10 protein-coding genes and 1 rRNA gene are annotated in these 12612 nt (G+C 33.1%); all 11 read left to right on the top strand.

Going from position 1 to position 12612, the window contains the following annotated elements; translation table 11 throughout:
• Nucleotides 1-24: 24 nt before the first annotated feature.
• Nucleotides 25-139 (top strand): 5S ribosomal RNA (gene rrf / locus BM088_RS26080).
• Between the two features lie 749 nt (nucleotides 140-888).
• Nucleotides 889-2388: a S8 family serine peptidase gene (locus tag BM088_RS26075; RefSeq protein ID WP_091991756.1), complete on the top strand. Its 1500-nt coding sequence runs from the start codon at nucleotides 889-891 to the stop codon at nucleotides 2386-2388.
• 111 nt (nucleotides 2389-2499) lie between these two features.
• Nucleotides 2500-3117, top strand: coding sequence for a PPC domain-containing protein (locus BM088_RS26070; protein WP_177208189.1), 618 nt, complete (start codon nucleotides 2500-2502; stop codon nucleotides 3115-3117).
• Nucleotides 3118-3143: 26 nt separating this feature from the next.
• Complete coding sequence (locus BM088_RS26065; protein ID WP_091991752.1) at nucleotides 3144-4037, top strand: PPC domain-containing protein; 894 nt, start codon at nucleotides 3144-3146, stop codon at nucleotides 4035-4037.
• Between the two features lie 289 nt (nucleotides 4038-4326).
• Nucleotides 4327-5103 (top strand): Hint domain-containing protein, encoded by a 777-nt coding sequence (locus BM088_RS26060; protein ID WP_091991750.1) that lies wholly within the window; start codon nucleotides 4327-4329, stop codon nucleotides 5101-5103.
• 82 nt (nucleotides 5104-5185) lie between these two features.
• Entirely contained in the window at nucleotides 5186-5530 is a 345-nt protein-coding gene (locus BM088_RS26055; RefSeq protein WP_091991748.1) for a hypothetical protein, read from the top strand.
• Between the two features lie 137 nt (nucleotides 5531-5667).
• Complete coding sequence (locus BM088_RS26050; protein ID WP_091991746.1) at nucleotides 5668-6381, top strand: hypothetical protein; 714 nt, start codon at nucleotides 5668-5670, stop codon at nucleotides 6379-6381.
• 22 nt (nucleotides 6382-6403) lie between these two features.
• A complete protein-coding gene (locus BM088_RS26045; protein ID WP_091991744.1) occupies nucleotides 6404-7864 on the top strand; it encodes a hypothetical protein in 1461 nt (486 codons plus the stop codon).
• Between the two features lie 191 nt (nucleotides 7865-8055).
• The gene (locus BM088_RS26040; RefSeq protein ID WP_143085164.1) at nucleotides 8056-9780 is read left to right on the top strand and encodes an Ig-like domain-containing protein; all 1725 of its coding nucleotides are present in this window, start codon (nucleotides 8056-8058) and stop codon (nucleotides 9778-9780) included.
• A gap of 144 nt (nucleotides 9781-9924) precedes the next feature.
• Nucleotides 9925-11682, top strand: a complete 1758-nt coding sequence (locus BM088_RS26035; RefSeq protein ID WP_091991741.1) for an Ig-like domain-containing protein — start codon at nucleotides 9925-9927, stop codon at nucleotides 11680-11682.
• 265 nt (nucleotides 11683-11947) lie between these two features.
• A partial coding sequence (locus BM088_RS26030) for an Ig-like domain-containing protein (protein ID WP_177208188.1) occupies nucleotides 11948-12612 on the top strand: 665 nt, incomplete at its 3' end.

The raw sequence follows: 12612 nt of genomic DNA, 5'->3' as shown, positions 1-12612 counted from the left end.
ACAAAGCAAGATGAAAAGAATTTGCTTGGTGACAATAGCGTTTTGGACCCACCTGACTCCATGCCGAACTCAGTAGTGAAACGAAACAGCGCCGATGATAGTGTGGGGTTTCCCATGTGAAAGTAGGACATCGCCAGGCTCCTAATAAGAGAAACCCGATACAGCAATGTGTCGGGTTTTTTCGTTTTTGTATTTTAGAAATTTTGTACTGCCAAGCAAGTCAAACTCGTATAATAGTAAAAAGCCCAACTCATTGAGTTGGGCTTTTTAGTTTCTGGCATTTAAACCTATTTTTTAATAATGGGTGTATCGACAGACTCAAGGTTTTCAAATTAAAAGAAACACGATACAGCAATGTCTCGCTTTTTGTGTTTTTAGAGGTTCATATGTGAAAGTAAAATATGGATAAATCGGCTGTTAAAAAAAGATAATAATCCCATATTTAAATTTCATATTGTTTGACTATTGGTATTAAAAAAACAACAAAAACGTGATCGATTTACACTCAATATATTTTAAGAATAAAGCCCAACTCAGCGAGTTGGGCTTTTTCGTTTATAAAGTTATCTCATTTAAAAGTTTTATTTTTAAAGTTCTTCTCATTAATTTATATGAGCTTATTTGTTTGTTTCAAGGTAATAATAAATAAAAAAATATGAAATTATTTCTTCATTTTATACAAAGGCTTAGGTTGTTATCTACGCGTTGTTAGTAATGATTTTATGGTGATTCATAAATTAGAGTTGACTTTTAAAAGTTCTAGTCTAGCATATTTCTGTATTAACATTGGGTACAAAATATTAAAGATATTTTTACTTATAGGTGGTTGTTAATGGATTTAACATCGAAGTATTTTGGAATATAAACCTCTAACTTAAGGATAAAAAAATGTTATCAAAAAAACTACTTGCTTTGGCTATATCAGGATGTATCGGAACTGCTACAGCAGGTGATATTGCAGATTATCATTCAGCTTCAGAAGATCTGGCAATAAAAGATAGATATATTGTTGTATATAAGGCGCCAAGTTTAAGTATATTAAACAACCAAGTTGAGCTTCAAAACTTTACAACAACAACAACAAATAATTTGAGTAATCAATTCAATATTAAAGTGCAAAGTCAATATACAACTGCTTTGCAAGGCGCATTAGTTACTGCAAATAAAAATCAAATAAAAGCTTTATTGACACATCCAAGTGTTGATTACATTGAACAAGATAGTGTTATTACAGTTAATCCTGTTAGTGGGACTGCGCAAAATAACCCAACTTGGGGTTTAGACAGAATAGATCAACGAAATCTACCACTTGATAATACTTATGCACCTACAAAGCTTGGTACGGGTGTAACAGCTTATGTCATTGATACAGGTGTTAACTTAACGCATTCAGAATTTACAGGACGCATTAGCAGTGGTTATGATTTCATCGATCATGATAAAGATGCATCTGACTGTAATGGTCACGGTACTCATGTTGCTGGAACAATTGCTGGTTCAACTTATGGTGTTGCAAAAAATGCAAATATTGTTGGTGTACGTGTATTAAATTGTACAGGTTCAGGTTCAACGTCAGGTGTGGTTGATGGTATTGAGTGGGTTGCAAATAATGCAAGGGGAGCTTCGGTTGCCAATATGAGCTTAGGTGGCGGAAAATCAACGGTTCTTAACTCAGCAGTTGCGGGTGCTGTAAATAAAGGTATCGCATTTGTTGTCGCTGCTGGTAACGATAGAGGCAATGCATGTAATAAATCTCCTGCGAGTGAACCATTAGCAATTACAGTTGGTTCAACTACAAATACTGATGCACGCTCAGGGTTTTCAAATTATGGTAATTGTTTAGATATCTTTGCTCCAGGATCAAATATAAAGTCAGCTTGGATCGGTGGCAATAATGCAACAAATACTATAAGCGGTACTTCAATGGCTGCTCCTCATGTTGCCGGTGCTGTTGCATTATATTTAGATGAAAACGCGAACCTTTCTCCAGCACAAATTGCGAATAAACTTGCAGCTGATGCAACACCTAATGTGGTTTCAGATCCTAAAACAGGTTCACCTAATCGGTTAGTTTATACCGAAGGCGAGGGCGCTCCTGGTGATGGTTTAAAAGTGACTTTAAGCGGTGCTAAAAATTCAGACTCTGCTTATACCTATGATGTTCCTGCAGGCACGGCAAAGTTAACAGTTAAGTTAACAGGTGGCTCGGGTGACGCAGATCTTTATATTAAACATGGTATTACACCTTTACCATTTGATAGCGACTGTGCTTCTGAAACTCAAGGCAACAGTGAAACTTGTATTATCAATAATCCTAAAGCCGGGACTTGGCATATCTCAGTTTACGGCTATCAAGCATTTAGTAATGTTACTTTAACTGCTAACTAATAATCGATTTTGATGCGACAGCTCAAGTTTTCGCACAATGTAATTAATATATAGCATAAACACCTGATGGATATTGTTTAAATCAGGTGTTGTTAAACAAGAATGAACAATATGAACCTATTTAAAATTAATATACTAAAACTAGCGTTAATTGGATTGCTATCTAGCGCTGCCTTTACTGCAACTGCTAATAATGGAGAAAATACTGAAGATATCAATATTAATGCACCGATTGATTTAGAGCGCTACAAATATATTGCACTTGTAGATAGTCGGAATATCAGGTGTGTAGGAGGTGTTACTGATCTTCGAGCCTATGGTGAATTAACTTATGGGTTAAATCAAAACCTTTTTACCCGAGCTGCATATGATTGGGGTAAAGAAAATTATTATTACCCAGTAATAGATAGAAATAATCGGTTAAATGCAGTTTGTAAGTCTTCAGATTTTACTCCCGTAAGTGGTGATATTAACTCAGATCTGCGCTTTAAAATTTTTATACCATCGGGTATACAAAGCTTAAAAGTCGAGCTTTCAGGTAATAATGGTGATGCAGATCTTTATATAAAACAGGGTACTCAACCATTACCATTTTTAAATGATTGTGCCTCAGAAAATATAGGCAGTAATGATTCATGCCAAGTCAATAATCCAACTGCGGGTACTTGGCATATTTTAGTACATGGCTATAGCAAATTTTCTGACGTAAAGCTTAAAGTGAAGTTTTAATTCAATAAAAATTGGAAGTAATTGGTATGTTTAAGATAAAAAAATTAGCAACAACATTGATAGGATTGTTTTGTAGTGCAGCTTTTATGGCAAATGCAAATGAATATGTTAACGAAAATATCAGTACTGAGTATAACAATGATGAAGTCAGTATTACTGGGCCTATGAATGTATCTACCTATCAGTCTCTCGCAGGAAGGGACCAGAGACGATGTATGGGAGGAGCAATAATTTTTCCTAAGCGATACTTAGATTATGCATTAAGTCAAAATATAATCACGAGAGGTGCATATAACTGGGGGATCAATGAAGGTTTTTATCCAGTTATAGATAGAAATGATAGAGTCGGTGCGGTGTGTGCTTTTGATGCCTTTCCTCCACTTAGTATCGAATATAACAATGATGAAGTCAGTATAAATGCAATTATGGATTTATCAGTATTTAAAGCTAAAGCTGGAAAGGATACACAAAGATGTATCGCAGGGATAGGAAAGACACGTGCTAACCAAGAACTCGATTATGCATTAAGTAAAAATATAATCACTTCACGGGCTTATGACTGGGGGTTATCTAATGGTTTTTATCCGGTAATCGATAGGAATGATAGAGTGGCTGCCGTGTGTGCTTTCGATGAGTTTCCGCCACTTAGTGGTGATACCGGATCTGAGCAACACTTTAAACTATATGTTCCATCAGGCCAGAATAGCTTAAAAATTAGCATATTAGGTAATAACGGTGATGCAGATTTATATATTAAACACGGCAATCGAGCGCAACAAAATAGTTATGATTGTGCCTCTGAAGATGTTGGTAGCAATGATTCATGTCAGATTAATAATCCAGTATCAGGAACTTGGCATATTTTAGTATATGGTTATCACACTTTTTCTGATGTGAAACTGATATCTAAGTTTGATTAAATATATAAACAGGCGCTTTTAATATATGAAGATCAAATTCAGTAAAGTGCCTAATAAATATGAGTATGACCTTGATTTTATAAAGTAATGCAGTGTGAAAATAATTCATTACTTTAAATGAATTTCTATATTGACTAAATATTTAAGTGAGATTACTCAACCTTTATATTTAGGTAATATGAAATAACGTAGTAAAACAGGTGCTTTTAGCACCAATATTTAAATTTTTATTAAGCTGAAATTCTGGTTTGATATAACAACATATTATTTTAATAAATAAGGAACATTAATGAAAAGTTTAAAAGTAGTCTTACTGAGCTTAGTGTGTTTTTTTTCAACTAACACGTTTGCAGCTCCTATGGATCAAGCCCAATTTGAAATATTAGGTAATAAAGATAAATCACGCTGTGTTGGTGGCCGTTCTCCTGCATATTGTAAAGGGGAATTAGATTATGCTTTAAGTAAAAATTTGATCACTAATAGATCTTATACTTGGGGTCTGGAAAATGGTTATTATCCTGTTGTGACAAGAAATGATTTGGTTGATGCAATTTGTAAATGTGGGTGTTTTGAGGCTAATACTGATATTTCTGTATGGTTAAAAGAACTAGGTACTAAAGGTACTGTTGCAGCTAAAGATATTGAAAAACATGATCGTTTAGTAGGTTTAACTTCTGATGCTACTTTATCTACATTAACTACGCAAAATTTTGGTCTTAAATCTATCACAAGTGGTGCTGAAAAGCTTGAACTATATGTTTTTAATTTAGAAAATGGTACGCAATTAAAAGTAACACAACATCATGGTATGTTATTAAGTTCAGGTGAAATGATTGCAGCAAAAGATGTAACAGCTAGTGATAGCTTTATTAGTGCAGCAACACAAAATGAAGTTGAAATTGTTAATATCACACGTGAAGTGACTTATGATGATGTTTATAATTTTGAAACTAATGGCTCAGATGATGCTAATCATATCATAGTAGCTGAAGGTATCTATGTTGGTGATATCGTATGGCAAAATCAGTTAGCTTCTGAATTAGGAAAAATTGCAATACGCCGATAACCTCTCTTTGTCGTTAATTGATAAACAGGATTATTTAAAATAATATTCCTGTTTTATCCTATCAAATTAATAAGGATATCATATGAAATTTTTTTTATTTACCACTTTAATAAGTATGACGCTATCAGTATTAGCATTTGATAAAGTGAATTTTTTAGAGTATGAAAATTATTCTTTTAATATATCAGAAAGTGAAAAAATCTCGATACTTAGTTCGAGTATGAACTTGGAAAATTTTAAAAAGGCAATATCATCCAAAGGGAAATGTTTCGGAATTGCTGCTACAGGTTATAGTGAATTAAATTATGCTTTTAAAAATAATTTAATTAGCTATCAAGCTTATAACTGGGGCTGGCATAACCATTATTATCCCATCATAGATCGCAATAATTTTATAGATGCTGTTTGCCCATTTACTGAGAGTTAAAATCGTATATTTATTGCAAATTCAACTTTTAAAATCACCATAATTTTAAGGAAATAACAGTGACTTTCAGGATCAAATTAATCACTTTACTTATATTTACAATAACTATTAGTCTCTTTATTTATAATCAATGGAGTATGTCTTTAACTCCTTCTGAAGTTGCAGTTAAACCGCACTTAGAAAAAATAACTGATACTTCAGAACCTGTTATTGAAAACATATTAGTAAAAAATGATAGAGAATTTTTAGAAAAATTAGCACATGAACATCCAATCGATAATATAAATAAGCAAGATAAGATAGAAGTTGTTTTGAATAAATCATTTAAACGTATGCATGCCATGAGTAGCTATTTTAATGGGCAGTCACTACAGCGTAAAGAACTGCAAGAATTGTTACAAGATCCTGAAAAATTAGATATGGCTAAATCAATCTTGTTAAATTTTGAATTAACCAAAGTTAACTTTGCGGAAGATCAAGCGTTAGCTAGAGTATATGCAATAAAAATGTTAGCTGAGACGACAAGAGAAGGTGATAGTTCAGTTGTATATGAAGTAACAACTCAACTAGCTGAACAATTGGATCAACAAGTACAACAAGGGCTGACTATACAGCAAGGGCGAGAATACGATCTTGATAGCCTTCTTGATATTGCTATAAATCAAGCTGAGATAAATGAACTTACTGATCCAAATAACATTGAATATTTATTATTTGAACTAGGTTATAAGGATGACATGTCAACTGAGTTAGTGCAACGATATGATAACGCAGTATTTTTTCCTTTATTAAAAATACATGGCAGGGAAAAAGCATCTGAAATGGTTGCTCAAGTGATAACAAACAACTAAAAACATATATTAAGGGATAATAATGCTAAAATTAAAATTCACTAAACTGGTTTGTTGTTCATGCATGTTATGGGGTGTTTCCACCTCAGTAAATGCACAAAATGATTTACAATATCTAAAACAGAAAGTAGCCAGCTGGGTTACAGACAAAGTTATCGAACTAAAAGAGTTAAATTGTGATAACACAGGAATTAACTCGTTTCAATGTGAAAAAGAAGCAATTCGTTTTTCTGATGGTAGATTTAACCCTGCTAAATTAGATCCAAATCAAACTATCTTGATTTTAGATGATGGATTAGAGTTTTCTTCTACTGTACGATATCGTAGCAGAATTAAAGCGGCCTATGAACAAATGAATGATGGTTTTTATCATCAGGCGGAGCAAGGAGATTATGATCCCGAATTCAATTTACCTCTTTTAGCTATAAATACACTAAGGGAAATAGATCAATTTACAGATGAAAATAGTAATGAAACATTTATTCCGGCTTTATGGTTATCGCAATTAAAACCTGAGATGGAACGTTTGTATCCTGCTTCTGATAATTATAGCCAATATTTAGATCATGGTAAAATGCCGCTTCTTTATTTATTAGAACATAATCCCAAAGCTGAATTAGTTATAGCATCAGCTCCTGATTTTTTTAAACAAAAACACACATTATTTTGTCAACCGGATAAAATTGAGGAAGATCAACAAAGCACTAATCTAGTCAGACTAGAACAGCATATTTTTGAGGCTGCAGATGCCTTTAAAACTGAAGTGATCAATGGTCAAAATATTAATTATATCAATTATTCAGGTGGTTATACATTAAATACAGTTAAGTCAGATTGGAATAAGTTTTGTAAAACCAATTTGCCGAGTAATCAAACATTAAAAGCGTTACTCAATACAATAAGGCCTTTTTATGATGTATTATTTAATTCAGAAGGCGTATTTGCTTTTCAGGCCAGTGATGTAAATATGACGACAACAAATAATGTATTAGATATAGATAAAAATTATAAGAACAGAATGTTAGTTGGTGATTTTACAATTTTAGATTCAGAATTGCCTGAAGATGGTGCTTTCAGTTATTGGAAGCGTCCTCCTGAATTACTCTATAACAGAAACAATTCAAAACGCTGGATAGATATATTTATTAATTTTGGCATTATTGAGGTGAGACCATTTCCTTATAATGAAACACCCTTAATGAATACCCACCCATTGGGCCTTAATTCTTTGCCTATTTCTTCTATGCAGCCTTCGTGGGCAGCTCCGGTAGCATTATCGCGAGCGATCCATCTTAAAAATACAATATTTATAGATAAAGGTTTAACTAATGATTTAATCATAGAGATGAAAAATAAAATGACGCCTAATAATTGTTCATATCAGGGGTGGTCGTATTATAGGGATTATAATGGTACTTGTAAGCTACAAGATCCTTTGTTGCATCGTCAACATGAAGTATATCGTTTGAGATATTTAGAGTAATTTAGATAGGGTTTATCTTCTATTGCATTATTTTTTAAGGTTGTGGTTTATTTCTACAACTTTTTATCTCTTTAAATATACATTTTAAAAGGTACAATTAAAATAATTATCAGGATTTATAAAAATAATCTATTTAAACAAAGGAAATGAATATGATGTATGTTTCGACCAAATTGATAGGTTGTATGCTAATGACTCAACTACTAGCTTGTGGTAGTGGTAGTGGTAGTGGTGGTACTAAGCCTGAGCCAATTGTTAACCAAGCACCTGTTGCTAGCGATGATGCAGCCAATTTATTTAAAGATCAACAAATTGATATAGATGTATTAGCCAATGATACTGATGCTGATAAAGATGAGTTGAGCATTACAGCCGTTACCGCTATTAAAGGTGGTACTCCCTCTATTAACAATAATAAAGTTTTATTTATAGCAGAACCTGGATTTACCGGTGCTGCACAGTTTAGCTATACCATTTCAGATGGTTCAAAAACAGCAAATGCAAGTGTGAATATTACTATTTCTTTATCGCCTGCGGATAAAATGACAGAGCTAAAAGCACAGGTTGATAGTTTTATTGCAGATACCATTGCAAACATCAATGAACAAGCAATAGATTGTGTAACTTACCCAGAGCAACCACAATGTGAACTTGTTTTAGTTAAATTTTCAGACGGTCAATTCGATGCAACTAAAATGGATCCAATGCAGACCATTTTGATTTTGGATGAGGGCTTTGAGTTTTCAGCCACAGTTCGTTATCGAAGTCGAGTAAAAGCCGCATTTACACAATTAGATAGTGGCTTTTATCAACAGGCTGAACAGGGAAGTTATGATCCTCAATATAATTTGCCTAAAATTATAAAAGAAACACTACAGCAGATAGATCAATTTTCTGATAAAGATAATAAAAAAGTGTTTATTCCTGCAGCGTGGTTAGCACAACTAAAACCGGATATAGAAAGACTATATCCTGCACAAGATAATTATACTCAATATTTAGATCACGGTAAAATGCCATTTCTGTATTTGTTAGAACATAACCCTAAAGCGGAACTCGTTATTGCACCAATACCTGATTTTTACAAACAAAAAACAGAGTTATTTTGTCAACCAGAGATCATTGAAATGGATCAAACTGAGTCAAACTTAGTAAGGCTAAGGCAATATATTGCAACTATTGCAGATAAATTTAAAGCTGACATTATCAATGATCAGAGTATTGATTATATAAATTATTCAGCTGGTCATACCTTAAATACGGTTAAATCACGTTGGACTAAATATTGTAAAAAAGATTTACCTAATGAAGAAACACTACAAGCATTATTGGGAGCGTTAAGGCCTTTTTATGAAATATTAATGAATTCTGATAATGTATTTTCGCTTCAGAGCAGCCAGATTAATATGACGATGACTAACAATGCATTAGATATTGACAAAAGTTATCATAACAGATTATTGATCGGTGATTTCACTACGCTAGACTCTAAACTGACTCTCAATGGTATCGTTGAGAACGAGGCACCACCAGAACTTTATGCAAATCGTGATAATTCAAAACAGTGGATCGATCTATTTATCAATTTTGGTATTATAGAGACTAGACCTTTTCCATTTAATGACACTCCTGTAATGAATACTCATCCATTAGGACTAAACTATTTACCAATTAGCAATATGCAACCCTCCTGGGCAACACCTGTGGCTTTATCTTGGGCGATTAATATTAAAAATACACATTTTGTAGACGAACCATTAGATAATAATATTATCGAACAGATAAAAGCAAAAATGACCCCTGAGTTATGTAGTTATAGTAACTGGGATATTGCTGATTATTACGGCAAATGTAAAATGCAAGACCCTTTATTACACCGACAGCATGAAGTATACCGTTTAGGTTATTTAGAATAAATTATCATTATTTGACTATTTCAGTCACTTATACTTAATAAGCACAATACAATAATTAGTCATTATTGTATTGTGCTTATGTCTTATTCAAAACGTCACTTTTTAATTATCAAAATGAAATTGCAAATGCAAAAGGAAATATTTATGAAACCGGTTATAAAATTTACAAACAGCATTCTAATGCTATCACTGTTAATTGGTTGTGGCGGAGGGGGCAGTGATAAAGAAAAACCTGTTGTTAAACCTAAGCCTGTTAATCAAGCTCCCATTGCTATTGATGATGTTGCCGCTATATTCAAAGATCAACAAATAACCATAGATGTATTAGCCAATGATACCGACACTGATAAAGACCAATTAACCATTACAGCTGTTACCGCTATTAACGGTGGTACTCCCTCTATTAACAATAATAAGATATTATTTATAGCAGAGCCTGGATTTACTGGTGCTGCACAGTTTATTTATACCATTTCAGATGGTTCAAAACAGACATCACAAGCGATTGTGGATGTTAAAGTATTGTCGACTAGCGATAAAGTAGTGATGCTCAAAACACAAGTTGATAACAATATCACTACTACAATTGCCGACATAAATGAGCAAGGCATAAATTGCCAAGATAAAGAGCCAAAATTAGGCACTGCTATGTGTGACTTTAAAGATGTTGCATTTAACGATAGGCAATTTATTGCGGAAAAAACATTAGCTGAGCAAACAATACTTGTATTAGATTATGGCTTTAATTATCAAGCTAATATACGTTATCGCAGCCGTATTAAAGCATTATTAAAATATAACCCTGAAGCACAAAAATTTACTGATTATAACCCAAGCATTAGCATTTCAAATATAGGTGATAAAGTATTATCTGAAATAGATAATTTTAAGTTTACAGATGAACAAGGTAATCAATCACCTGCTTTTGTATCAGCATCTTGGTTTAATCTATTAGCACCAATAATGAAAGAAATGGATACGGATGATGGTTTTGATTATAGAACTGGAGAAAGTTATGCTTCACATTCTGCAAGTGTATTACCTTACTTAATGGAAACTAATCCGCAAGCTAATTTTGTTTTAGTTGAATTTGGTGATGATCTCCTGCAAAGTCATCCTGATTTATTGTGTAATATTGCGACAGAAGAACTCACTGAAATTAGCGAGAAAGTAGCAATAGATTTCAGAAACAATATTTTGAAAAAGTACCAAGTTGGTTTTATTAATATGTCGGCAGGTCATAGCGTTAAAGCAGTTAAAATTAATTGGTTGAATGCACAATGTACAGGGGGGTTATCAGATCAAAATGCACATTTGTTAGTGAATACACTGTCTCCTTTGTATAAGGCTATACATGCAACCGACGGAGTGATAAGCGTACAAGCTTTAGATTATGGGTTAAATGAACAGAATTTTCCATTAGAAGCAATGGAGTTTAAAAATAGAGTAAAAGTATTACCATATACCACTAATGCAGAAGATACATTATTACCAATTGATGGCAAAGTAGACGCTGTTAAACCGGTTAATAATGCGGATGATTGGTTTAGAGAGCGTGATTGGACTGATTATTATGTGAATTTTGGTGTTGAAAGATTTTCTTTTGGTACTGTGTTTAATAGTACACCTAAGTTAACTTTTGGTTTGAGTGGCATAGGCTCTGCCATTGAATCTTATATTTTTCCATCTTGGGCTGCTCCGGTGGCTTTATCTCATATCATTTACTTAAAAAATACGTTATTTCAAAATGAAACGATGGATCAAAATACAGTCAATAAACTGTTAAATAGCTTAACTCCTGAAGGCTGCAGTTTTTATCCAGAATTTAATAACAGATGTCGAATTCAAGATCCCCTGAAGCACCGCCAACATGAAGCATACCGTTTAGGTTACTTAGAGTGATTTGTGAAAATATAATGCCTATTTAACTTTTATTTCAATTACTTACACCTATAAGCACAATACGATAATAAAAAATAATAGTATTGTGCTTATGTCTTATTCAAAACGTCATATTTTCGTGTTCTAATTAGGGACTGTTTTTTGTATCGTATATACGATGTAAATTGTTAGTAAAATTGAGTTTCAAAATTTAAAGTAATACAAATATTAAAAATAAAGTACTCAAAACGTAAAAATAAATTTGCTGATGCAAAAGGAAGTATTTATGAAACCGGTTATAAAATTTACAAACAGCATTCTAATGCTATCACTGTTAATTGGTTGTGGAGGGGGCAGTGATAAAGAAAAACCTGTTGTTAAACCTAAGCCTGTTAATCAAGCTCCCATTGCTGTTGATGATGTTGTCACTTTATTACAAGACCAACAAGTGAATATAGATGTATTGAATAATGATAATGATCCTGAAAATGATCCGTTGACGATTACAGGCGTAACTGTAATAGAAGGGGGCATACCAACAATTAGTAATAATGAAATACAATTTGTACCAGAAATTGGTTTTAGTGGAGAAGCTCAATTTAGCTATTCAATAACCGATGGATCAAAAGCCTCACAAGCTAAAGTTTACATTACAGTTACTGCGTCTTTAACACAAAAACAAATTATAGAAAAACTTAAAACTCAAGTTGATGAGTTTAATCAAAAATGGATAGACTGGTTTGAGTCAGAACAAATAGACTGTGCATTAGCCTCGCCTCACCCAGATTGTGAACCAAGTATTATATCTTTTTCTGATGGCCAGTTTGACCCTGATAAAACAGATAACAAGCAAACTATTTTAGTGATGGATTCTGGGTTAGCGTTTTCGGCGATTACAAGGTATAGATCACGAATAAAAGCGTTTTACAGTTATGATGTTGCGCTGCAAAA

Origin of the sequence: Pseudoalteromonas denitrificans DSM 6059 (assembly GCF_900112265.1) — a bacterium.
Taxonomy (GTDB): Bacteria; Pseudomonadota; Gammaproteobacteria; order Enterobacterales; family Alteromonadaceae; genus Pseudoalteromonas; species Pseudoalteromonas denitrificans.
Note: the sequence above shows the minus strand (reverse complement) of the source record. Positions and strands in the feature narration are given on the sequence as shown.